This window comes from Chryseobacterium indologenes, from assembly GCF_002025665.1.
Taxonomy (GTDB): Bacteria; Bacteroidota; Bacteroidia; order Flavobacteriales; family Weeksellaceae; genus Chryseobacterium; species Chryseobacterium metallicongregator.
Genome location: NZ_CP018786.1, coordinates 2,186,820 through 2,212,206, shown reverse-complemented (window position 1 = coordinate 2,212,206; position 25,387 = coordinate 2,186,820). Strand labels below are relative to the sequence as shown.

Genomic DNA, 25,387 nt, shown 5'->3' with positions numbered 1-25,387 from the left:
TTTTCATTTAAAAATCAAAATAGTTTTTCGCATTATGGTAGCAGATATCTGAAATGGTTTTCCCTATCAGCTCTATATCATCCGGCAATTCACCGTTTTTCATTTCTTCACCGAAAAGATTGCACAATACTCTTCTGAAATATTCGTGTCTCGGATAAGAAAGAAAACTTCTGGAATCAGTAAGCATTCCTACAAAACAGCTTATTAACCCCATATTGGAAAGGGCATTCATCTGCTTGATCATTCCGTCTTTCTGATCGAGAAACCACCATCCTGAGCCAAACTGTACTTTCCCTTTGATGCTTCCATCATTGAAATTCCCGATCATTGTTGCAAAAATTTCGTTATCAGCCGGGTTTAAATTGTATAAAATGGTTTTGGTGAGTTTATCTTTTCCGTCTAAAGTGTTCAAAAATCGGGACAACGTTTCTGCCTGCACAAAGTCTCCGATGGAATCCCAGCCGGTATCCGGTCCTAGAATTCTGTGCATTCTTTCATTATTATTTCTCAAAGCTCCTAAATGGAACTGCTGAACCCATCCGTATTGATGATAAGCTTCCCCTAAGAATAATAAAATGGTTGTTTTGAATTGATTCACCTGCTTTTCAGCAATCACTTTTCCGGCTAGTTTATCATTGAAAATAGCATTCACTTCCGCTTCTGTAGATTCTTCAAAAGAAATATTATTTAAGCCGTGATCACACAGTCTGCACCCATTTTCGTGGAAATATTCGATTCTTTTAAGCAAAGCATCACATAAAGTCTGGTAAGAATTGATTTCAATCCCTGCTGATGCTCCCAGTTTTGCAATATAATCTGCGAAGTTGTGGTTTTCAATCAGAATAGCTTTATCCGGACGGAATGCAGTACTTACTTTGATATTGAAATCACTTTTCGCCAGATCATGATGGTAATTCAAAGTGTCTGTAGGATCTTCTGTAGTACATAGAGATTCCACATTCATCATTTTCAAAAGACCTCTCGTAGATTTTTCAGGGGTTTGAAGCTGAGTGGTGATGTTTTCATAGATTTCCGATGCATTATCTCCATTCAACAGTTCATCAATTCCGAAATATCTTTTCAATTCCAGATGAGTCCAGTGATACAGAGGGTTTCTCAAAGTATACGGAACTGTTTTTGCCCAGGCCTCGAATTTTTCTTTGTCTGAAGCATCTCCCGTGATAAATTTTTCATTGACTCCCATCGTTCTCATAGCTCTCCATTTGTAATGGTCACCTGCAATCCAGACTTTGGAGATATTGTCAAAAACAGTGTCTTCTGCAATATCTTTAGGAATCAAATGATTATGATAATCGATGATGGGCTGTTTTTCTGCGAATCTGAAGTAAAGTTCTTCAGCGTATTTATTTTGTAATAAGAATTGGTCTGTGATAAAAGGTTTCATTTTTTGTCTAATCTGTTGTTATTCATTAGCAGGTTTTCCAATAGTGGCAAGAATTCCTCCATCTACGTAAATAATCTGTCCGTTGATGAATCTGCTTGCATCAGAAGCAAGGAAAATAGCCGTTCCGGCCAAGTCTTCCGGATTTCCCCATCTTCCTTCGGGTGTTCTGCTGATGATAAAATCATTGAAAGGGTTTCCATCCACACGGATGGGTTCTGTTTGGGAGGTTGCAAAATATCCGGGACCGATTCCGTTCACCTGAATATTGTGTTTTGCCCATTCTGTTGCTAAATTTTTGGTAAGCATTTTAAGGCCGCCTTTTGCTGAAGCATAGGCTATTACATTATCACGTCCCAGCTCACTCATCATCGAGCAGATATTGATAATCTTTCCGGATTTCCTTTTAATCATATATTTCCCGATTAATTTCGACATGATAAAAGGTCCGGTCAGATCTACATCAATTACTTTTCTAAAGTCTTCCACTTCCATATCAATAGCCGGAATACGTTTGATGATTCCTGCATTGTTGACAAGAATATCTACTTTCCCATGAGTGGCTTCCATTAACGCTACTTTTTGGGCAGCTTCCAGTTCATCCGTCACATCAAAAATATAGCCTGTTGCCTTATACCCTTTTTCGTGGTAATAATGCAATGCTTCTTCCAGTTTTGAAGATGTTGTACTGGTAATAGCCAGTTCAGCCCCTGCTGCAGCAAATCCTTCTGCCATTGCCATTCCTAATCCGTGAGTACCTCCGGTAACGACTGCTACCTTACCCGATAAATCAAATAAATTCATTGGAAAAATTACTTTAGTTCGTTTGTTTTAATACCGTCCATATCTCCGTAGTCCATGTTTTCTCCGGCCATGCCCCATATAAAAGTATAATTTGTAGTTCCTACACCAGAGTGGATAGACCATTCCGGAGACAATACCGCTTGCCTGTTCGTCATAAACAGGTGACGGGTTTCGTGAGGCTGTCCCATAAAATGACTTACCGTCTGCCCTTCTTCCAGGTCAAAATAGAAATAAGCTTCCATTCGTCTGGTGTGGGTATGTGCAGGCATCGTGTTCCAGACACTTCCGGGATGGAGTTCAGTCATTCCCATCTGAAGCTGACAGGTTTCTACCACAGAATTGACAATCAGTTTGTTGATGGTACGCTTATTCGCATATTTTTCCTCACCCAGTTCCACAATTTCGGCTTCGTTTCTGGTAATTTTCTTTGTGGGATATTCATGATGTGCCGGAGCTGAATTGATATAGAAATAAGGCTGTTCTTCGCCTGTCTTTTCAAAGATCACTTCCTGAGCTCCTTTTCCGATGTATAGAGCTTCCTTGTTTTCAAGCTCATATACTTTTCCGTCTACTGTTACTTTTCCTGCTGCTCCTACATTGATAATGCCCAGCTCTCTTCTGTCCAGAAAGTTTTCAGCTTTCAGATCACCGGTAGGCTCCAGTTTCAAAGCTTTGGAAGAAGGCATTATACCTCCTACAATAAGCCTGTCATACATAGAATAGACCAGTTTTATTTTATCCTCATTGAATAAATCATCGATTAGAAACTCCCTCCTGAGATCTTCTGTGGTATATTTTTTCACATCTTCAGGATGATGGGCGTAACGAAATTCTGATTGTGCCATACTACTATTTTTACTTTTTCTTTTTACGGTTTTCGCAAACCTGTTAAACTCAATGTAATCGATTGCATAAAATTACACTAAAATTGCAGAAATACTTGTGGGGTTAAATATATAATTATTCTTTAAGTAGTTAACAAAAAATTAATTTTATTTTAAAAAAATCTGATTGTCAGATAAATAAAATTAAGAACAGATTAAAAAACAGATAAAAAAGAGAAGGGAAATCTAAAATAAATTTCCCAAAATTAGAAACTAACCGGACTTAAAATATAAAATAATGCCAAAATAATACAGAAAACAAGCAGTGAAATATTGATTAAAATATCATCAAATTAATACACATATGATATATACTCGTAAATATTAATGAAAAGTACAAAATATAGAAGTGCTGATAATTTCAAAAAGATGACAAAAATCAGAAAATGATTAAAATTTTTCTTCCCGGACATTAATTTTGGGATTTTTTATATCCGAAAACAGACATAGTTTTAATCAAAATTTAAGTTTTATAAACATTAAACACTTCCTAAACACATTTTTATTGTGAAGATTTAGAAAAGAACAAAACATGTATATACGACTGATTTACAATGCTTTAAATTTAAAAAACAAATATATGTAAGGCTAAACACATTGTATTAAACACATAAATTAATGAAAAAATAACATTTTTTTCTTTGCGTATTAAAAAATAATATTAGTTTAGAAGCCAGATTAATTTATTACAAATAATTACGCAATCGATTGCACAACAGCGTAAGAAAATGATTAAAATACGTAATGGCCACTAAAATCCGCAGAATACTTAAAAATCCTAATCAAAAAACGATTGAAAAAACTTTCAACCAAGAATTAAAACTATAAGGATACATAATGGATAAAAGAGTACAATCAATAAAGTGGTTATATTTAACTGTTTTTCTGCTTCCTGTCCTTTCCATGGCTCAGGAAAAAGAAACAAAAAAAGATAAAGAAACCAAACTGGATGATGTGGTTTTGGTAGGCTATACAAAAGTTTCCAAAAAAGATGTTACCAACGCTGTTTCTTCCGTAAAAGGAGAAGCTCTTAAAGATATGCCTTCTACTAATGCTGCTGAAGCCATCCAGGGAAGACTTGCCGGTGTACAGGTTTCCCTGAGTGAAGGATCTCCCGGTGCAGATGTAGACATTGTAGTGCGCGGAGGGAACTCCATTACCCAGAGTAATGCCCCACTCTATATTGTGGATGGGATACAAATGGATAATGCCCTTACCATCTTATCTCCCAAAGAAATAGAATCTATTGAAGTATTAAAAGATGCCTCTTCCACTTCTATTTTCGGATCAAGAGGAGCTAACGGTGTAGTTCTGATCACTACAAAGGGCGGCCGCAAAAAAGGAAAAACAACAATTAACTATAATGGTTTTGTAGGGGTAAGAAGCATTCAGAATAAGATCAATGTACTTGATCCTTACCAGTATGTTCTTTATCAGTATGAACAATATTATAAGAATGGAGATGCAAAAGATATTGAAACTTTTAACACACGCTACGGAACTTTTGATCAGCTGGATAAGTATAAATCTGTCAAAAATGTAAACTGGCAGGATAAACTTTTCGGGAGAGAAGCATTCAATTTTACCCATAATGTGGCATTGTCCGGAGGATCTGAGAATTCTGCATTTTCATTGACCCTTAATAATGTGGAGGAAGACGGAGTGATGATTGGATCCGGATTCAAACGTAATATGGCCAACTTCAGATATGATTATGATATTTCAAAAAAACTGAGTATTGGCCTGAACGCTCGTTACAGCCGTCAGATGATCTATGGAGCGGGAACATCAGCTTCAGGTTCGCAAACCACCAACCGATTGAGAAATGCCATCAGATATCAACCTTTTGAGGGTGGTTCTACGGTAGATGTTGATGATTTTGATCCGTTGTTCGCAGACCAGACCAATCTTGTCAATCCCGTTTTATTGGCTAACGATGAAGTGAAGGAAAGTGGTAGAAACGATTTATTACTGAACGGAACAATTGAGTATAAAATCAGCAAAGATTTTACCTTCCGCAGTGTTATCGGTTATGTACAGAGGGATCAGATTGTGAATCAGTTTTCCGGTCCGGTTACCAGTCTTGCCAGACAGAATAATGATCAGCCAGTGGTATTTATGAGTAATTCTCAAACCAGAAGAATCACCAATACCAACACATTGAATTATAGAAGAACATTCGGTAATCATAAGTTTGATCTCCTGGCAGGGCAGGAAACGGTAAGAACCGATGGTGAATCTACCTCCATCAATATCAAGTGGTTCCCGAAATCTTCTTCAGCACAGGAAGCCTTTGCCAATTCGCAGCTGGCATCACCACCTTCAGGAATGGTTCAGGATGCTCCTAAAACCGCAAGAGAAGTAGACCGTCTGGCGTCTTTCTTTGGAAGGGTAAATTATATCTACAACAACAAATATATTGCAACGGTTTCCATGAGAGCTGATGGCTCGAGTGTTTTCAAACCTGGTCCCAATCAGTGGGGATACTTTCCTGCAGCCTCTCTGGCATGGAAAATCAAGGAAGAAAATTTCTTAAAACAAAGCAATTTTGTCAATGAACTAAAACTTCGTTTAGGATATGGAAAATCAGGAAATAACAGAATCGGAGCTTTTTTATATGATACCTTCTTTACATCTTCGTCAGATTACGGCTACGCTTTCGGAACCAGTGTTACGCCAGGGGCTACCACCGGAAATATCATGGCCAATCCTAATGTAAAATGGGAAACAGCTACTTCATACAATGCGGGAATTGATTTCGGATTGTTTAATGGAAGGCTTTATGGAACTCTGGATGTTTATAAAACAGATACCAAAGATCTTTTATTATTAGCCAAAATACCACAGACTTCCGGGTACGAGTATCAATACCAAAACTCAGGAAGCAGCGAAAATAAAGGGATAGAATTATCAATGGGAAGTACCATCATCAGTAAAGAAAACTTTTCATGGAAAATTGATGCCAATATCTCATCCAACAGAAATACGATCAAAAGTTTAGGAAATAATGCTTCTGCAAGTTCCAATTCCTACTACTACCCTTCCGGATGGCAGAATAACCTGTTTGATTTCCTTGTACAGGTAGGAAAACCGGTAGGAACTTATTGGGGATATGTAACGGCCGGAAGGTATGAAGTGAGTGATTTTAATTATGATGCAGCCACTCAGATCTATACTTTAAAAAACGGAATAGCAAGCTCGGCTGCTGTGGCTAACGGGGCAAAAGCTGTACAGCCGGGAGATCTTAAACTTCAGGATCTCAATGGTGACGGAGTGATTGATAATAAAGACATGACCGACCTTGGAAGCGCACAGCCTAAATTCTATGGTGGTTTTACTCAAACATTCCGTTATAAGAACTGGGATATGAGCTTACTTTTCAATTTCTCCATAGGAAATAAAGTATACAATGCCAACAAAATAGAATACACGACTCAATATCTGTATAAGGATAATAACATGCTTGCTGAAGTGGCAGACCGCTGGAGATGGTTTGACAATGCTGGAAATAAGGTGACAGATCCTACCGCTCTTGCTGCTCTTAACGCCAATACAACGATGTGGACTCCTCCCGCAGGAGCTTACTTCCTACATTCTTATGCTATTGAAGACGGCTCTTTCTTAAGACTGAATAACCTGACCATCGGATACAGTCTTCCAAAAGGATCTCTTGAAGCCATTGGAGTGAAAAACCTGAGACTGTATGCTACCGTGAATAATTTATTTACAATTACCGGTTATTCGGGATTTGATCCGGAAGCCAATACCAGAAGAAATCCATTAACTCCGGGAGTTGATTATTCAGCTTATCCAAGAAGCCGATTTATCTTATCAGGAGTAGATATCACTTTCTAAAACGAACGCTATGAACAAAAATAAATTTTCAAGTCTTTTCTTATCTCTTGCCTGCGTGGTTACTCTTAACTCCTGCAGCGATTACTTAGAGGTAGAAAATCTTTCCAATACTGCTGAAAAGCAACAGTTCGACTCAGCTCCGGACACTTTTGCTGCCCTTGTCGGGGTTTATAACAGTGCCATGGGTGACAATACTTATGGACAGAGAATGAATCTCATTCTTTCCCAATCCGGAGACGATCTCAGAACCTCCGGAGATTATAACGCCAATGACAGAAGAGGAATAAGCTGCTTTGGAGCAGTTCCTACCAATACGGAATTATTAAGACCTTTCCTGGATACTTACACAGGGATTGAAAGAGCTAATCTTGTAATCAAAAATATTCCTCTTTCTCCAGTTTATCAAACCGGATCTGCAGCTGATAAAAAGCTGATGGACCGCTATCTGGGAGAAGCATTAACACTGAGAGCATTGTTTTATTATGATCTTATTAAAAATTGGGGTGATGTTCCTTTTCAGGATGTCCCTTCTGCTGATCTCCCATCCGTTTATATTCCGAAAACAGACCGCGATGTCATCTATGAAAAACTCCTTGATGATCTGGCAAAAGCATCAGCGCTGGTACCATGGAAATCTGAAGGAGGAACTACTGCACAAAGACTTTCCAAAGCAGCAGTAAAAGGATTAAGAGCCAGAATCGCACTGGCAAGAGCCGGATATTCTTTAAGAAGAAGTCCACAACTGATGGTACAGGGTACAAATCCTCAGAAATATTATCAGATTGCTTATGATGAATGTAAAGACATCATCACTTCCGGACAGCACAAGCTGAACCCAAGCTACGAAGGACTTTTCAGATCTTTGCACACCAACACTCCGGATACAACGAATGAAATTATTTTTGCTGTCGGAGCTTTTGGCGGAAACTCAAGAACAGATTCAAAAATCGGATATTATAATGGGTTAAGACATGATGATTCTGACTGGAAATCAGCCGGAGGAATCAGTGCTATTCCAACTTATTTCTATGAATTTAGCAAATATGATTTGAGAAGAGATGTTAATATTGCTATTTTCAGGGTGAGCACATTAAAACAGGAGGATCTTCAGACTTCCATCAACTGGAATGACGGAAAATTCAGAAAGTCGTGGACGAGTATTACAGGAACTTCACAAAATCTGGGAATCGACTGGCCGTTGCTAAGATATGCCGATATTTTATTAATGTTTGCCGAAGCAGACAATGAACTTCACAGTGCTCCTTCTCAGGAAGCCATTGATGCTGTAATGGCTGTAAGACAAAGAGCCTATACAGGTAATTTGGGTCAGATAGGAACCATTCCTACTTCCAAGAATGACTTTTTCAAATATATTGTTCAGGAAAGATTATTGGAATTCGGGGGCGAAGGGTTGAGAAAATATGATCTGATCCGCTGGAATCTTCTGGAAACAAAGATCAATGAAACCAGACAAAAGCTTACAGATTTCATGAACGGTACCGGAGCTTATGCGAACGTTCCCGAGTATATTTTTTACAAAAAACCGGCTTCCACTGTTGTCAATTATGTTCCGACAAAAACTGCTCAGCAAAATGTACTGGATATGGACATTTATGTGAACGGAATCAACAAGGCTGATGTTTTTTATAATCCAAATCAAAGTGTTGCCACTCCTTCAGGGTATACAAAAGTAAACTGGAGACTGGCTATGACACAGCCATACATTAGTGGAGATCCGGTGAAAAGTTATGCCTATTATTTCCAGCCCAATAAAAGGGAACTTCTTCCTATTGCACTGGATGTGATCAATTCAAATTATAACCTTACTCAGGATTACGGATACTAGATAGTTCAACATTCATATCAAAATACAGGCTGTCTTCCACCAAGATCAGTCTGTATTTTACCTCAAAACTGCTTTATGAAACATTCCATCTTTTTTAAAAACACAGCTCTATTTTCTGTTGCTCTGATCGCTTTATTCAGCCTTCTTTCATTCAAAACCAAGGATAAAACCATCGTGGTTTCGAAAGACGGGAAAGGTGATTTTACAACCGTTCAGCAGGCAATTGATGCTATTGAAAACAGTTCTTTAGTAAGAACAAAAGTTTTTATTAAAAACGGAATTTATAAAGAAAAGATTACCATCCCGGAAACAAAAGGAGCTATATTGCTGGAAGGTGAAAATCCAGAAAAAACAATCATTACTTACGATGATTATGCCTCAAAAAAGAATCCTGAAGGAAAAGAGATCGGAACGACAGGTTCATCCACAATATTTATTTATTCGAATGATTTTACAGCGAAAAATATTTCATTTAAAAACAGTTCCGGAAGAGTCGGACAGGCAGTTGCCGTATTAACCTCAGGTGACAGAATCGCCTTTGAAAACTGCCACTTTTTAGGGAATCAGGATACTTTATATTTAAAAGGAGCACAGGATCTTGAAGACAAGACAAAACCGTCAAGAAATTATTTTAAAAACTGTTATATAGAAGGAACAACGGATTATATTTTTGGAGCAGGAACTGCCGTTTTTGAAAATTGTATGATCTACTCCAAAGAAACAGCAAGTTATATTACAGCCGCTTCTACTCCACAGGGAAATGAATTTGGGTTCGTTTTTATCAATTCAAAGATTATTGGAAATGCAAAAGACCATTCCGTCTATCTGGGAAGACCGTGGAGACCTTTTGCCAGGACCGCTTATATTGACTGTGAGCTTAACTCAACGATAAAGCCTGAAGGATGGCACAACTGGAACAAAACGGAAGCAGAAAAGACTACATTGTATGCAGAAGGCAACTCAAAAGGAGCTGGAGCTAATAGTACTCAAAGAGTTCCTTGGTCACATCAATTAAATAAAGAAGAAAGAAAAAAATACACTCCTGAGAACATTCTTAAAGGAAATGATCAGTGGAATATAAAAAAGAGCCTACAATAATTCATACGAGCATCTTCAATTATGACAAAAAACTTCATCAAACTACTCACCACAAGCCTTTTATGCAGTATTTCTACGCTGGTTAGTGCACAGGAAATATTGAGTTTCCCTGGTGCTGAAGGCTTTGGAAGGTTCACCACAGGCGGACGCAGCGGAAAAGTATATTTTGTAACCCATCTGAGAGACGATAGCTCTGAAGGAAGTTTAAGATACGCTTTAGATCAAAAAGGTCCGAGGTATATTGTATTTAAAACCAGTGGAACAATTTACTTACAGTCTCCTTTAAAAATAAAAGAAGGCGATATCACCATTGCCGGACAAACCGCTCCCGGAGACGGAATTACCATTGCCAATTATGAAACATTTGTAGCAGCTGACAACGTTATTATCCGTTATCTGAGATTCAGAATGGGAGATCAGAAAAAATTTGAAGGCGATGCTTTGGGAGCTAGATTTATTAAAAACCTTATGGTAGATCATTGTTCTATGAACTGGTCTACAGACGAAACAGTTTCCATTTACGCCAATGAAAAAACGACTCTTCAATGGTGTCTCATTACGGAAAGCCTTAGAAATTCAGTTCATCAGAAAGGGGCTCATGGCTATGGCGGAATTGCAGGAGGTAAATGGGCATCCTTCCATCATAATATCTATGCACATCACGACAGCAGAAATCCAAGACTGGGGGAATACGCAGGAAGTCAATTTGCGCTGACGGATCTTACCGATTTCAGAAATAATCTGATCTACAACTGGGGACACAACAGTATCTATGGAGGTGAAGCAATGAACGTAAATCTCGTTAATAATTATTACAAACCGGGCCCTGCAACCCTAACCAGACAACGGATTGTCGCCATCGATAAAAATGAAAACCAGGAAACAGAAGTTTATCATATCTGGGGGAAATACTACATCAATGGAAATGTAATGGAAGGAAGTCCGGAAATTACCAAAGATAATTGGACAGAAGGTGTTTTCAGCCAGATGAAACCCAGCTACAATTTAACGGAAAAGGATAGAAATTCTATTAAAATCAATCAGCCTCATGATATTGAAAATAACATCAAAACCCATTCTGCGGAGGAAGCTTACAGTAAAATGCTCAAATCCAGTGGAGCAAGTCTGGTAAGAGATGCTGTTGATCTTCATGTTTTAAAAGACATTAAAACCGGAAGCTTTACTTACACAGGCTCAAAAGGAAGTAAAAACGGCATCATTGATTCACAAAATGATACAGGAGGATTTCCCCATTTAAAACAGGCAAAACCTCTCCTCGATTCGGACAACGACGGAATGCCGGATGAATGGGAAATAAAACATCATTTAGACCCAAAATCAGCCAATGCCAACGGAAGGGATCTTGATAAAAACTATGACAATATAGAAGTCTACATAAATGATATTGTCCGTAGAATAACTGATGAACAAAACTAATAACCATGAAAACTCATCAACAGAAATCGGTAACCCAACAGGAAGAAGTATGAAATTCAGTTTATTTAAAATAATTATAGCAGGTGCTTTTATCAGCACAAATCTTTCAGCGCAGACTTCTGTGATTGAAGCCATTAAGAAAACCCCAAAAGCTGCATTTTCTTATGCTGAACTGTCTGTAAAAGAAGGCGGAAAATGGGAAGGGAATCAATACATTGGAGGGACTTTCAAAAATGTTCAGGAACTCACGCTTCCGGAAGCCCATACAGATCATTCTTCTTATATCAGATACGAAGGAATTGGTCTTGAAAATAATCAGGTTGGCTACAGACTCTATCTGGACTGGAGAAATGCTACTGATATTTTCGGTAAAAAAGTAACGGGACTCGTATTGCCTGAAGTAGGCCAGGACGGTTTTGAATCTTATCATCACGATGCTCCGTGGGGACAGGATATTTTGAAATCCGGACGTACCATAGGAATAGGCTCTTACGGAAGATATGATGAGCAGAATGATTATGTTGAAACCTTTAAAATCGTAAAAAATACGAATGCAAAAGTAGTCAATGAAAAAGATCAGTCTTATGCCCTTATTGCTTACAAAGGTTGGAAAACCTGGGGCAATCCCGTAGACCTGCAATCAAAACTAACAATTTTTCGAAAAGACCGTTTTGTAAAAGTAGAATTAAATCTGAGCAGCAGCCTTTCAGGTCTTTGTACCGGAATCGTCGCTTTCAAAGATATTCCCTTGAAACAAGGAGTCAGTAAAAATAAAAAATGGGGTTATATTGCGACTTATGGGCAACAGACTCTGGCCAAAAAAGAAGACAATCTGGGAATGGCAGTCTTCTATCCGCTTGAAAGCTTTGATAAATATGTGAAAACAAAATCTACCCATACCATCATTTTCAAAAAAACTAAAAATGTATCCTATTATTTTATGGGAGCATGGTCTCAGGAACCTAACGGCTTAACAACCGAAGAATCTTTTTACCAGGATCTGGATCAAAAACTGGATATTCTCGATCAAACTCACCAACTTTAAGGTTTACAATCATGAACTTTATCAATAGCTCTATTAAAATCTATGCGCTGGCAGCTGTATGCTCCGGATTCTTTTCTTCCTGCGCACAAAAGCCATTGCAAAACACTTCAACAGAAATACAATCAGAAGCCAACAGCAAAATTTCAGCTAAACTTCCATGGTCTCAGAGAATGCTTCTTTCTGAAATAAAAAGATTTCCGCAAGCGTGGATGCTGGATTATAACAAAGCCCCGAAATGGAGCTATCCCACAGCAATTGTCCTGGAAGGCGCAGAAAGATTGTACGAAAAAACCGGAAACAAAGAATATTATCAGTATATCACAACTTTCGGTGATACAATGGTGAAAGAAGATGGAAGCATCGTTTCTTATGATCTCTCCAAATACAACATTGATATGCTGAATTGTGGAAATGTCCTTCTCTACCTTTACCAACAGGAAAAAAAAGATAAATATTTAAAAGCTTTACAAACCCTGCGTTCTCAGATAGATGGTCAGCCAAGAACTTCAGAAGGCGGATTCTGGCATAAGAAAATTTACCCTAACCAGATGTGGCTGGACGGATTATATATGGGTGAACCATTTTACGCACACTACACTCATTATTTTTCAAAAGGTGAAGAGGCTGAAAAGGCATACAGTGATATCATCAACCAGTTTGACCTGATTCAAAAGCATCTTTTAGACAAAAAAACAGGGTTACTCTATCACGCCTGGGACGAAAGCCGTCAACAGCAATGGGCCAACAAAGAAACAGGTCTTTCACCTAATTTCTGGTCGAGAGCAATGGGCTGGTACGGAATGGCTATCGTAGATGTTTTAGACTATTTGCCTCAGAATCATCCCGGAAGAGCAAAATTACTTTCCTATTTAAAATCATATTGTGATGCAGTCATCAAAGTACAGGATTCCAAAACAGGACTTTGGTATCAGGTACTGGATAAAGGCGGAGAAAAAGGAAACTATCTGGAAGCTACAGGCTCATCTATGTTTGTGTACACCATGATAAAATCTGTCAACAAAGGATATCTACCCAAATCGTATAAAGCATCTGCGAAAAAAGGATACGACGGCATTATCAAAAACCTTATTACAGTAGATGAAAACGGTGTAGTAAGCTTAAATAAATGCTGTGCAGTGGCTGGACTAGGCGGAACACCATACAGAAGCGGCTCTTATGAATATTACGTGAATGAAGAAGTCCGTTCCAATGATCCGAAAGGAACAGGTCCTTTTATCCTGGCAAGTTTAGAATTTGAAAAATAAAAAAAGATTGGGAAACCCTCATCCTTGTCAAGATAACTTTAATGTTTAATGATTGTATGAAGACAAAAAGTATTTTAAATATCATTGCGATTACAGCATGTTCAGTGGCTTCACCCTATCTTCAGGCTCAGGAAAAGAACTATGTCTCCGATGTCTGGACTGCCGATCAGGGAAAGAACTACCGAAACCCGATTTTATACGCAGACTACTCTGATCCGGATGTTATCCGTGTGGACAACGATTATTATATGACCGCATCCAGTTTCAATGAAACTCCAGGGCTTCCTATCCTTCATTCTAAAGATATGATCAACTGGAAATTGGTTAATTATGCCATTCAGGACATCCTTCCTCTTGAACATTTCTCCACCCCGAAAAGAGGTGACGGAGTTTGGGCTCCAAGCATAAGATTCCACAAAGGAGAATTTTATATTTATTGGGGAGATCCGGATTTTGGAATTTATATGGTAAAAACTAAAGATCCTCTGGGAATTTGGGAAAAACCGGTTTTGGTGATGGAAGGAAAAGGATTAATAGATTCCTGTCCGTTCTGGGATGAAGACGGAAACGCTTATCTTATTCATGGTTGGGCGGGAAGCCGTGCCGGAGTAAAGAGTATATTAACCCTTAATAAAATGAATCCTGAAGGAACAAAAGTTCTGGATAAAGGTGTTCATGTATTTGATGGGCATGACGCTCATCCTACCGTTGAAGGGCCTAAACTATATAAAAGAAACGGCTACTATTATATTTTTGCTCCGGCAGGCGGCGTTGCAACAGGATGGCAGTTGGTATTGAGATCAAAAAACATTTATGGTCCTTATGAAGAAAAAACAGTATTGGAACAGGGCTCAACAGCCATTAACGGACCTCATCAGGGAGCATGGGTAGATACTCCTTCCGGTGAAGACTGGTTTTATCATTTTCAGGATGTGGATGCTGGAGGAAGAATCACTCACCTGCAGCCGATGAAATGGGAAAAAGACTGGCCGGTAATGGGAAATGATCATAATAAAAACGGAATTGGCGAACCTGTTTCAACCTATAAAAAGCCTGATGCTGGGCAATACTACCCTGCTTCAACACCTCCTGAAACTGATGAATTTGATGGTGAAAAACTAGGATTACAATGGCAATGGAGTGCTAATGAAAATATTGTATGGTCATCAAAACTTCCCGGACAAAAATTTTTAAGACTCTTCTCCATCAAAGTTCCGGAAGGAGAAAAAAACCTCTGGAATATCCCTAATCTCTTAACCCAAAAATTTCCGGCCCCGAATTTTGCCGCCACAACAAAGGTAAAATTAGTTCCCGAAGAAGCTAAGGAAGGCAAGACCTCTGGATTATTGATAATGGGACTAGATCATGCATCATTGGTCATCACCAACAAACCTGATGGGTATTATCTCCAATTCAGAAAAGCGGAAAAAGCAGATAAAGGCGGAGAAGAAAAAATACTATTTGAAACTCCATTAAAAAGTAACGAAGTCTATTTGAAAGTCAATGTAAATGAACCTAATGGTCTATGCCAGTTCAGTTACAGTGAAAATGGTAAAAATTTCATCAAAGCTGGTGATATTTTTCAGGCAAAACCAGGCAAATGGATTGGAGCAAAAGTAGGCCTGTACAGCATCAGTACAGCAAAAGCACCTCGTGGAGGATATGCAGATTTCGAATGGTTCAGAATTACAAAAAAATAAAAAGTCATGAAGAAAAATCTACATAAAACCGTTTACTTTTTGTTCAGTCTAATTCTCTTATCAGCATGCCAGTCTCAGGATAAAGCACAAAAAACGATTACAAAACAGCATAAAAAAGTTACCCATATCTACCTCATCGGAGATTCCACCATGGCCGATTACACCGGAGATTATGATCCCGGAAAAGACTATATGAAAGTGCGGTATCCCATTACAGGTTGGGGGCAGGTTTTTCAGCCTTTCTTTGCAAAAGACAGCATTGAAACTCTGAGACCAGCTTTCACAACTGATTCCGTAGTCGTAGTTGACAGAGCTCATGGCGGAAGAAGTACACGAACTTTTTTCCAGGAAGGAAGATGGCGTTATGTGTATGAGCATCTTCAGCCCAATGATTATGTGATCATGCAGTTCGGACACAATGATGGTTCAGAAAAGCATCCTGAGCGCTATGTGAATATTCAGGGATATAAAGAATTTTTACGGTTATTCGTTTCTCAGACAAGAGAAAAAGGAGGAAGTCCTGTTATTGTAACTCCTGTAGCAAGAAATTATCCGTGGAAAGACGGAAAACTTGAAAATGTACACGGTGAATACTGGCAGGCTCCTATGGATGTCGCTAAAGAAATGAACGTTCCTTATATTGATTTAAACAAACTATCCATGGAGTATTTTACTAAAAAAGGACAGGATTTTACAACGAATTATTATTTTATGAATTTTCCGGAAAATACTTACGTAGCTTATCCTAAAGGGCAAAAAGACAATACTCACTTTCAGCCTGAGGGAGCAAAGATAGTTGCCGCTCTGGTCTATCAGGAATTTAAAAATATAATTAAAACTCAAAAAAAATAACATGAAGAAGTCACTTACCATTATCAGTTTAGCAGTAACCATGATGTTTTCCGGGCATGCCTATGCTCAGAATCTGGATATTTATAAAAACATTGAGTTTACAATGCCTCAGGTTGCGGAAACATCTTTTCCAGCCAATACGGTTTCCATTATCCAATTTGGTGGAGTTTCAGGCGGAAATGTAAAAAATACACAGGCATTCAAAAAAGCAATCGATGACCTTAGCAAAAAAGGAGGTGGAAAACTGATTGTTCCGAGAGGAATGTGGCTCACGGGACCTATTGAATTAAAAAGCAATATCAATCTTTATGTGGAAGAAGGCGCTTTCATTATTTTCAGCAAAGATAAAAATGATTATCCATTGGTAGATGTAAGTTTTGAAGGGTTAAACACGACACGTTGCCAATCTCCTATTTCAGCAAAAAATGCAACTAATATCGCCATTACAGGCAAAGGAGTCATTGATGGAAGCGGAGATGCCTGGAGAGCCATTAAGAAAAGCAAAGTGGCAGAATCTGAATGGAAAGAAATCGTAAAATCCGGTGGAATATTATCTTCCGATGGCAAAACATGGTATCCTTCAGAAAGCTATAAAAAAGGATTTGAAAGCAGCTCAAGCTTCAATGTTCCCGATAAAATATCAAAAGACGAACTGAACACAGTAAAAGACTTTCTGCGTCCGGTGATGGTGAGTCTGGTGGGTTGTGACAAAGTATTGTTAGATGGTCCTACCTTCCAGAATTCCCCGGCGTGGAATCTTCATCCTCTGATGTGCTCCAATCTGATTTTAAGAAATCTTACCGTAAGAAACCCATGGTTTTCGCAAAATGGTGACGGTGTAGATCTTGAATCCTGTAAAAATGTACTGATCTACGACAATACATTTGATGTAGGTGATGATGCCATCTGTATTAAATCAGGGAAAAATGAAGACGGCAGAAAAAGAGGAATGCCTACTGAAAATGTCATCATCAAAAACAATATCGTATATCATGGACATGGAGGATTTGTCGTAGGAAGTGAAATGTCCGGAGGTGCCAGAAATATTCATGTTTCCGACTGTACTTTTATCGGAACAGATATTGGGCTTCGTTTCAAAACAACCCGTGGAAGAGGCGGAATTGTAGAAAATATTTATATTAAAAATATTGATATGATTAATATTCCTACCCAAACGATTGGTTTCAATATGTTCTATGAAGGCTCTTCCCCTGTTTTAGAAGACGGACAGAAACAGGAAGGCAATAAAACCCCGGAAAAAGTATATCCCGTAACAGAGGAAACTCCGATTTTCAGAAATATATTCTTTAAAAACATCAATGCGGTTAATTCGTATGAAGCCATTACGTTATTTGGGCTTTCCGAAATGAATCTTAAAAACATTGTGATTGAAGATTCAAAATTCGATACAAAAAAAGGGTTGACTATTGTTGATGCAGACGGAATTCAGTTGAAGAATGTAACCCTGAAATACACGGAAGGAACGGGAGCAACGGTTTATAACAGTAAAAACATTAACCTGTCTACTGTGAAATTTGAATCACCAATCAAACCTTATATCAAAATCTTAGGAAACAAAACCGGAGCTGTAGCTTTACCTAAAAATTTACTCTCTGATAAAAGCACAGTTTCCATAGGAACAGAGGTAGCTAGAAACTCAGTAAAATAGTTGATTATCGCAAAGACGTAAAAGATTGAATTAACAGTGCTTTTAAGACGCAAAGATTTTATCTTCGATAAAATTGAAAGCTTCTCATTTTGCTGAAAATCTTTGATTTTCTCGCGACTTATAAAACAAAAGAAAGGATAAAAATTTTGTGCCTTTGCGTATTCCAACATTTATAAATTAAAGAAATCGCTTTATCAGATGATTTTCACCAAAAGACATACTTATATTTCTATTTTCTTCGTAGGGACGATGGCATTCGGGCAGGTAAGCAGACCGAATGCTTCTCCTTACACCAATGAAGGAACTTTTGAAAAATTAAAGAAAAAATACTCTTTCATAACTCCAATTGATCGCCCGGTTCCGCCAAATATTAAAATCGACAAGGATATTGAATACAAAAACATCAACGGAACATCATTAAAAGCCGATGTATACTACCCTCTTGATGATTCAAAAAAGCATGCAGGAATTGCAATGGTTCACGGTGGCGGATGGATTTCCGGAAGTAAGGATAATGAAAAATATATGGCAATGGAATTAGCTTCAAAGGGATTTGTTGTTATCGCTGTTGGCTACCGTCTTGCGGATGCTGCAAAATATCCTGCCGGCATTGAAGACATAGAAACTGCTATTCAATGGTTGCAGGCTCATCACAAAAAATATTCTTTAAACAAAAAGAAAATAACTGTTTTGGGCGAATCTGCCGGAGCTCAGATGGCAACATTAGTAGGAGTACAAAAGAAAAATAATATAAAAGCGATCATCAATATTGATGGAATTGTATCCTTCATTCATCCTGAAGCAGAGGAAAGTACTTACGCTTCCTATTGGCTGGATGGAGACAGAAATACCAATCTAAAAAACTGGACAGAAGCTTCACCGCTGGAATATGTTGATAAAAATACTCCGCCTATTCTTTTTATCAACAGTTCTCAACCCAGGTTTCATGCCGGAAGAGATGATATGATGAAAAAACTAAAGGCTTACAATATTCCTTGTGAATTTCATGAAATTAAAGATTCTCCACACTCATTCTGGTCTGCAGAGCCATGGTTTACAGAAACGTTGAACTATACCGTTGATTTTTTAAATAAAGTTTTGAAATAATTTTTAACCAGATCTTATGAAAAAATTATTTGTAATACTATTGCTGGCAGTTTCTCAATATATTTGGGCGCAAAGCAAACCTTATATCACCCTTACAGTTGCTCAGGATGGAAGCGGAGATTTTGCCACCATTCAGAAAGCAATCAATTCTGTAAGAGATCTTGGTCCGGCAGAAGCATTCATAAGAATCAAACCGGGAATCTATCATGAGAAAGTGGTCATTCCTTCTTCGAAACATAAGATCACACTGGAAGGGGAAAACAGAAACAATACGATAATTACCAACAATGATTTCTCAGGAAAAACAGATTCTTTCCATGAAAAGATGACGACTTTCAATTCCTATACTCTTCTGGTAATGGGTGATGATATCAAAATCAGCAACCTGACCGTTCAAAACAGTTCATGCAATGAAGGACAGGCGGTTTCGCTTCATGTAGAAGGAGACCGTTTTGTAATGAAAAACGCTGATATTATTGGTTGTCAGGATACTTTTTATGCTGCAACCAACCACAGCAGACAGTATTTTGAAAACTGCTATATAGAAGGAACTACCGATTTTATTTTCGGACAGGCAACCGTTGTTTTTAAAAACTGTACGATTAAAAGCTTAGCCGATTCTTACATCACTGCTGCTGCCACGGAAATTGACAGAAAATATGGATTTGTTTTTTTCGATTGTAAGCTTATTGCTAAAGATGAGGTGTCTAAAGTGTATCTCGGAAGGCCTTGGAGACCGTATGCTAAAACAGTTTTTATCAATACGGAAATGGGAAAACATATTCTCCCTGAAGGCTGGAATCCCTGGAAAGGAGACAAAATGTTTCCCGATAAAGAAAAAACCGCTTATTACGCAGAATACAGAAGCAAAGGCGATGGTGGAAATCCTTCAAAACGGGTAAGCTGGTCTCATCAACTGACAACAAAAGATCTTAAAAATTACAACTTAGAGAAAATATTTGACGGCTGGAACCCTAACATAAATAATAAGCAATAAGTAATATCCAATATACAGAAGATACTTAAATAAAAAAGCAAATGAAAAATAATGACCAATTTTTCTATCCCATTGACATTGGAATATGAAGCGTTAAAAAAATTATTTCTGTGAACGTTAAGAAAATTCTATTGTTTGAGCGCGACACCAGTAATGACCAGAAGAAGAAAAATCGAATTCGCACGAGTTTAGAATTTTTAGAGAATAGAATTAATTTTTAGCGGAAGATTCCCAGTCTTGAATTTTTGATTCTTTTGTTTCAAGACAAAAGAATTATACTAAATAAAATAAACATGAAAAAAAAACTTACCCTTCTTATCTTCTTCCTTTCCATCATCACCTATGCACAGCAACCTACGCTATTCCTCATTGGTGATTCTACCATGGCCAATAAAGAAAATCCGGACAAAAACCCTGAGCATGGCTGGGGACAAATGCTTCCATCTCTTTTTACCTCTGGAATTTCCATTCAGAATCATGCAACTAACGGGAGAAGTTCAAAAAGCTTCAGAACGGAAGGAAGATGGAATAAAGTGATGAATCAGCTTAAGAAAGGGGATTTTGTGATCATCCAGTTTGGACATAATGACCAGAAAATAAATGACTCCACGCGTTTTACCAATCCATACACTCAATACAGAGCCAATCTTGAAAGATATGTCGGCGAAGCCAGAGCTAAAGGTGCTATTCCGATCCTCATGACTTCAATTGTAAGAAGGAATTTTAATGAGAACGGTGTTTTGGTGGATACACATAAAGAATATCCTTTGGTGGTCAGAATGGTTGCCAATGATCTTAAAGTTCCTTTTGTGGATTTACAATTATTGTCAGAGCAGCTGGAAATTTCCTATGGTCCGGAAAACTCAAAAAAACTGCATCTGCATTATAAAAAAGGTGATGAACCTTATTATCCGGAAGGAAAAGATGACGATACTCATTTGTCAAAACTAGGAGCCGAATCTGTTGCATGGCTGGCAGCTACCTCTTTAAAAGCCTTGAAAATCGGCTTGGAGAAGTATATTAAATAACACGAATTGTACAGATCGCACGAAATTTTAATTAAAAATATAAAATGGATTTCAAAAAAGAACCTTTCTTCGATAGGAACACTGCTTGGGAAGATTTAGGAAATGGTATTTCCAGGCAGTTTGTTGGATATAATTCCCAGATAATGATGGTTATTGTAAAATTTGAGAAAGATGCTGTAGGAGCATTACATCAGCATTTTCATTCTCAGATCACGTATGTTGCTTCAGGAAAGTTTGAAGTTACAATAGATGGTGAAACAAAAGTTTTAAAGGAAGGAGATGGATTTTTTGCACAGCCTAATATTTTTCATGGGGTGAAATGTCTTGAAGAAGGAAAGCTCATTGATGCTTTTACGCCTTTCCGGGAGGATTTTCTTATTTAATTAAAAGAATGTTGGAAAACGCAAAGGCACTAAGTTTTTTTTTAATACCATTCGTTTTTAAGGCGCAAAGATTTTATCTCCGATAAAATTGTAAACTGCATCCTTTGCTGAAAATCTCATATGGGCAAAGTCAAATGTTCTTTGCGATAATCCAACAAAAAAACAAAGCATTAAAAATATAAAATACTGCCATTTTTAGTGACTCGTTTAAAGCAATAAATAAATTTTAAATAAAACATAAAATGCAATCGATTGATCAAATAAAATATTTAATATTGTAATTATATAAATATTAATATAGTAAAATATAAAATAATTTAATATTAATAATATAATTTTACACCAAGAACAAATCACAAAATATAAACTATGAAAACAACGTTCAAGGCGGCCTTATTAACAGTCGCTCTAAGCTCTGCTTTTACCTTAACCGGATGTGGTCAGGAAGAAATGAACAATGACCTTACACAAAGCGAACTCAACATCAAAAACTCTTTATCACAAAAGATTGTTCCTCTGGCCAATTGTGTCGCTCCGGGATGGGCTTCTCAAAACGGTGGAACTACCGGTGGCGGAACAGCAGCAGAAACAACCGTTTCTACTTACGCACAATTAAAAGCAGCTATTGAAAATACAGCCGTAAAAGTGATCAAAGTAACCGGAACTATTACCATCACTACCCGTTTATCTCTTCAGGACCAGACAGGAAAAACAATTTACGGAACAACCGGAGCCAAACTCGTTTCTACTGACCAGACGAAAGACGGTTCAGGTATTATCAATATTAAAAGATGTAATAATATCATTATCCGTAACCTTATTTTTGAAGGTCCTGGCGCTTATGACACCGATGGTTGGGATAATGCCATTCTGGACGACTGCCGAAATGTATGGATAGATCACTGCGAATTCAGAGATGGAGTGGATGGAAATTTCGACATTAAGAATAAATCCGATTATATTACTGTTTCTTATACGAAATTCCATTACCTGAAAGCCCCAAAACCTGGAGGCTCAGGAGGAACAGATGATCACAGGTTCTCGAACCTTATCGGATCCAGCGACGGCGCCACTGCTGATGCCGGAAAGCTGAATGTAACTTTTGTCAGATGTTGGTGGGCACCTGGGTGCAGGGAACGTATGCCAAGAGTAAGATTTGGTAAAATTCATATTCTGAACAGCTATTTCAACAGTTCTGTAAGCAACAAATGTATTGCAGCAGGGGTTCAGGCTAATATTCTGGTAGAAAGAAATGTTTTTGAAAATGTAAAAGAGCCTATCAACCTAATGAGTGGATTTACAGCGGTAACCCAATCCGGAAGCAGTTTCATCAATGTTACCGGAAATACAGCAGGAAGCGGAACAGCATTCACTCCGCCATACAGTATCACAAAACTTAATGTAGCAGATGTAAAGGCAGATGTAACAGCTAATGCGGGAGCTACTTTGGGAGGAAATGTTTGTGATCAGTTTTAGCACAAGACTTCAGTAATAGTAGTCATAAAAGGAAGAGGGCGTCTCAGAAATGAGATGCTCTTTTTTATTTGAAAAAAATAAGCGGGTAAAACCCGCTCTTATTGAATACCAATTATTCATTTAATTTATTTTTCTCCAGCCATTTCGGGTATTCTTTGACTAAAAGCTTTTCTGCAAAATCACCAAACCAACTGTAACCGTTTCTTCTTTCTTCTGAGACTTCATTGTAGTTATATTTTACACTTCCATCACGGTCTCCAAACAAAGGTTTATTGGTATGAATATCATAAAATCTTGCCCAGATCACGGAATTTTTATCTTCAGCCAATACTCTTACAGCTTTTCCATTCTGTTTGGTAACATTGTAGCTGTACCCTTCTATTTTATTCTCTTTGAACCATTGTATGGCGGCTTTGATTGATTTTTCAATCTCAGGAGTTACCGGTTGCATCATTAAAAACCTTACAATTCCGACAGATTCTCCGGTGGCTAATGAAATGGGCTCAAAAGCTCTTGCTTTATCCGGCTGCAGTGTAATTTCATGATACTGATCTGCCCAAATGGAAGGAATTCCTTTCTGAAGAACCTGAGTTTTTAAAATACACCCAATTCCTTTTTGTACGGCAATTTTTGATTTTTCTTTTAATAACGAGGAAGCCACATCAAAATTATTCTTTCCTTCCGCTGCGTTAAAAAGAACTGTCAAAGCATTGATCATCGCATTATCATTATAGGTCACCTGCTTTCTGTAGAGCCCTGAATTAGGGTAATACTGAGGAAAACCTCCGTTTTCATACTGCATAAGAATGAGGTAACTGATTCCTTTTTCCGCTGCTTTTAAATAATCCGGATTTTTGGTTGTTGAATATGCTCTAATCAACGCATTGATCTCTCTTGAAGTAGCATTGTTATCAATCGTAGCATGATCATCACCTGTTGATTTTATTTTTTTTAAAAGAGCTTTATCAATCGGCTGATTATAGTTGACCACCGATTTATCCTGAAGCTGTTTTCCCCAACCGCCATTCGGAAGCTGATACACCAGCATTTTCTCCGCTAATGTATCTTTCACCTGGGCTGAACAGTTAACCGCCAGTATTCCTAATGCCAATGTATATATCTTTAAATTCATTTTCTAATATTTAAAATTAAGCTGAGCATTTCACCCTAAAACACTTCCAACCTACAACTCTCCCACTCTCTCACCTAATAACTTTCACCACCAATGGTTTCGCAATAATTTCCGACTGTTTCTGAAGCAAATTCTCCCAATCTTTCTGTGTCTGAACCTGTCCGCTTTTCTGCCACGCAAATCCGGCATAATAGGTTAAAACTTTTGAAGGCTTGGTGACAACATACAAATTGCTTTCATCTGGAATTTCAGAGGTGAAGGCAAGTGATTTTTCAACAATTCTGGGATCTATTACAATTCCTTCTCCTACAAATGCATCATCTATTTTTTCCCAGTGAAGATAATAGCCTTGTTGATTATTCAGCTGAGTTGTTCCTTCGTTTTTATGCAAAGTAATTCCTACAGTAAAATTCGGAACAGGTTTTTCCGTTTCAAAAGTGGATTCAAATTTTGAGAAATTAGAATCCAGATCTAAAGAAATTCTTTTTGTTTCTTTCACTCCATATTCACTCCATGGCTGGTAAGTAAGTTCAAAAACAGTTCTTAAAGGACCTTCTGCAATTGTTTTGGATGATATAAAGTTTTGGGAGGTCTGAAGTTTTTCATTTTCCCATATCCCGATTCCGCCCGTTCCACGGCTGTTTCCTACATGATAAGGATCGTAACCCTCACCTCTTGTATCTTTATGATAATACATAGGATCTGTAAGATAACCTTTGTACCATTTGTTGATAACAGGCAGATCTGTTCTTTTCAGCCAGATGTCTACACCGCTTGAAAGGGTGCTGCTTTTTATTCCTTGTAAAGCTTCCTGCTGACCCTTCGGACCGTATACCCTGAAGGCAACCTTATCATTTTCCCAGGCATAATCATCTACTCTTTCAGGAACCAGCCTGGAATAAGTAGAAATCCTGCTTTCCGGAATCTGTCTCTTTCCGTCTGTTACAATAGTAAAAGTATTTGTTTTCCCTGCATCAATATTCACCTGAAAAAGTAATTCTTCACCCTTTCCGTCACCATTATAATCAATCCACTGAATGGGAATCCAGTTTCCTTTTACATCTTTTATTCTAAGGTCTTTTTCAGTATGCTTACTTAAAAATGATTTCAATAAAGTATTGGGAATAGTTACCACTTCATTTCTGGCAAAACCCGAAGGGTTTGTAACCTGAACAATACTTTGAGCAGATAAAAACCCGAAAACAATGCAACCGATTGCGCAATTTAAGCCCCGAAAGGCAGTTTTTGATATCAACATAAATTTAATCAATTAGTTAATTGACCAAAAATATAAATAATTTGCTAATATTTCACTGAAATTCATTTAAACTTTTAAGATTAAATTTATAATAACGATCGTGCTCCATACAGTAAATTTCAATCTGCTGATTTCAAGTAAAAGCTAAA

The 25,387-nt window shown here is 37.8% G+C and carries 19 protein-coding genes; 14 read left to right on the top strand and 5 right to left on the bottom strand.

The genetic code is table 11. From position 1 onward, the window contains the following. Window positions 1-7 precede the first annotated feature (7 nt). The 3 genes from uxaC to kduI are packed head-to-tail and all read right to left on the bottom strand — an operon-like array spanning window position 8 to window position 3,051. Window positions 8-1,405 carry a glucuronate isomerase gene (uxaC, locus tag BUE84_RS09980; protein WP_079241499.1) on the bottom strand — a complete coding sequence of 466 codons (1,398 nt, stop codon included), beginning with the start codon at window positions 1,403-1,405 and terminating at the stop codon, window positions 8-10. Between the two features lie 18 nt (window positions 1,406-1,423). Next, on the bottom strand, window positions 1,424-2,206 hold the full coding sequence (locus BUE84_RS09975) for a gluconate 5-dehydrogenase (RefSeq protein ID WP_079241498.1): 783 nt from the start codon (window positions 2,204-2,206) through the stop codon (window positions 1,424-1,426). An 8-nt stretch (window positions 2,207-2,214) separates the two neighbouring features. Further along, on the bottom strand, window positions 2,215-3,051 hold the full coding sequence (gene kduI / locus BUE84_RS09970; protein WP_079241497.1) for a 5-dehydro-4-deoxy-D-glucuronate isomerase: 837 nt from the start codon (window positions 3,049-3,051) through the stop codon (window positions 2,215-2,217). Between the two features lie 876 nt (window positions 3,052-3,927). Here kduI and BUE84_RS09965 point away from each other — a divergent pair. The 14 genes from BUE84_RS09965 (at window position 3,928) to BUE84_RS09900 (ending at window position 22,848) form a co-directional block, all read left to right on the top strand. Next, complete coding sequence (locus BUE84_RS09965) at window positions 3,928-6,945, top strand: SusC/RagA family TonB-linked outer membrane protein (protein WP_079241496.1); 3,018 nt, start codon at window positions 3,928-3,930, stop codon at window positions 6,943-6,945. A gap of 10 nt (window positions 6,946-6,955) precedes the next feature. Beyond that, the gene (locus tag BUE84_RS09960; protein WP_079241495.1) at window positions 6,956-8,791 is read left to right on the top strand and encodes a RagB/SusD family nutrient uptake outer membrane protein; all 1,836 of its coding nucleotides are present in this window, start codon (window positions 6,956-6,958) and stop codon (window positions 8,789-8,791) included. Window positions 8,792-8,866: 75 nt separating this feature from the next. After that, window positions 8,867-9,889: a pectinesterase family protein gene (locus tag BUE84_RS09955; protein WP_079241494.1), complete on the top strand. Its 1,023-nt coding sequence runs from the start codon at window positions 8,867-8,869 to the stop codon at window positions 9,887-9,889. A 21-nt stretch (window positions 9,890-9,910) separates the two neighbouring features. After that, window positions 9,911-11,326, top strand: coding sequence for a pectate lyase (locus BUE84_RS09950; RefSeq protein ID WP_079241493.1), 1,416 nt, complete (start codon window positions 9,911-9,913; stop codon window positions 11,324-11,326). Then, entirely contained in the window at window positions 11,313-12,371 is a 1,059-nt protein-coding gene (locus BUE84_RS09945) for a DUF4861 family protein (RefSeq protein ID WP_238594400.1), read from the top strand. The genes BUE84_RS09950 and BUE84_RS09945 overlap by 14 nt, the downstream gene beginning before the upstream one ends. An 11-nt stretch (window positions 12,372-12,382) precedes the next feature. Continuing rightward, the gene (locus tag BUE84_RS09940; protein ID WP_079241492.1) at window positions 12,383-13,636 is read left to right on the top strand and encodes a glycoside hydrolase family 105 protein; all 1,254 of its coding nucleotides are present in this window, start codon (window positions 12,383-12,385) and stop codon (window positions 13,634-13,636) included. Between the two features lie 56 nt (window positions 13,637-13,692). Further along, the gene (locus tag BUE84_RS09935) at window positions 13,693-15,336 is read left to right on the top strand and encodes a glycoside hydrolase 43 family protein (protein ID WP_079241491.1); all 1,644 of its coding nucleotides are present in this window, start codon (window positions 13,693-13,695) and stop codon (window positions 15,334-15,336) included. 6 nt (window positions 15,337-15,342) lie between these two features. After that, a complete protein-coding gene (locus tag BUE84_RS09930) occupies window positions 15,343-16,188 on the top strand; it encodes a rhamnogalacturonan acetylesterase (protein WP_079241490.1) in 846 nt (281 codons plus the stop codon). 1 nt (window position 16,189) lies between these two features. Beyond that, window positions 16,190-17,857: a glycoside hydrolase family 28 protein gene (locus BUE84_RS09925; RefSeq protein WP_079241489.1), complete on the top strand. Its 1,668-nt coding sequence runs from the start codon at window positions 16,190-16,192 to the stop codon at window positions 17,855-17,857. A 198-nt stretch (window positions 17,858-18,055) separates the two neighbouring features. Next, window positions 18,056-18,964 carry an alpha/beta hydrolase gene (locus BUE84_RS09920; RefSeq protein WP_079241488.1) on the top strand — a complete coding sequence of 303 codons (909 nt, stop codon included), beginning with the start codon at window positions 18,056-18,058 and terminating at the stop codon, window positions 18,962-18,964. A gap of 16 nt (window positions 18,965-18,980) precedes the next feature. Continuing rightward, entirely contained in the window at window positions 18,981-19,961 is a 981-nt protein-coding gene (locus BUE84_RS09915; protein ID WP_079241487.1) for a pectinesterase family protein, read from the top strand. A 293-nt stretch (window positions 19,962-20,254) separates the two neighbouring features. Continuing rightward, window positions 20,255-20,989 carry a rhamnogalacturonan acetylesterase gene (locus tag BUE84_RS09910; protein WP_079241486.1) on the top strand — a complete coding sequence of 245 codons (735 nt, stop codon included), beginning with the start codon at window positions 20,255-20,257 and terminating at the stop codon, window positions 20,987-20,989. Between the two features lie 44 nt (window positions 20,990-21,033). Further along, window positions 21,034-21,372, top strand: a complete 339-nt coding sequence (locus BUE84_RS09905) for a cupin domain-containing protein (RefSeq protein WP_079241485.1) — start codon at window positions 21,034-21,036, stop codon at window positions 21,370-21,372. A gap of 369 nt (window positions 21,373-21,741) precedes the next feature. Next, window positions 21,742-22,848 carry a polysaccharide lyase family 1 protein gene (locus BUE84_RS09900; protein ID WP_079241484.1) on the top strand — a complete coding sequence of 369 codons (1,107 nt, stop codon included), beginning with the start codon at window positions 21,742-21,744 and terminating at the stop codon, window positions 22,846-22,848. A gap of 112 nt (window positions 22,849-22,960) precedes the next feature. On the opposite strand, the gene pelA is transcribed toward BUE84_RS09900, so the two are convergent. Together pelA and BUE84_RS09890 are read right to left on the bottom strand one after the other, a co-directional pair. After that, window positions 22,961-23,980 carry a pectate lyase gene (pelA, locus tag BUE84_RS09895; protein ID WP_079241483.1) on the bottom strand — a complete coding sequence of 340 codons (1,020 nt, stop codon included), beginning with the start codon at window positions 23,978-23,980 and terminating at the stop codon, window positions 22,961-22,963. A gap of 70 nt (window positions 23,981-24,050) precedes the next feature. Further along, complete coding sequence (locus BUE84_RS09890; protein WP_238594399.1) at window positions 24,051-25,238, bottom strand: DUF4861 domain-containing protein; 1,188 nt, start codon at window positions 25,236-25,238, stop codon at window positions 24,051-24,053. Window positions 25,239-25,387: the final 149 nt, after the last annotated feature.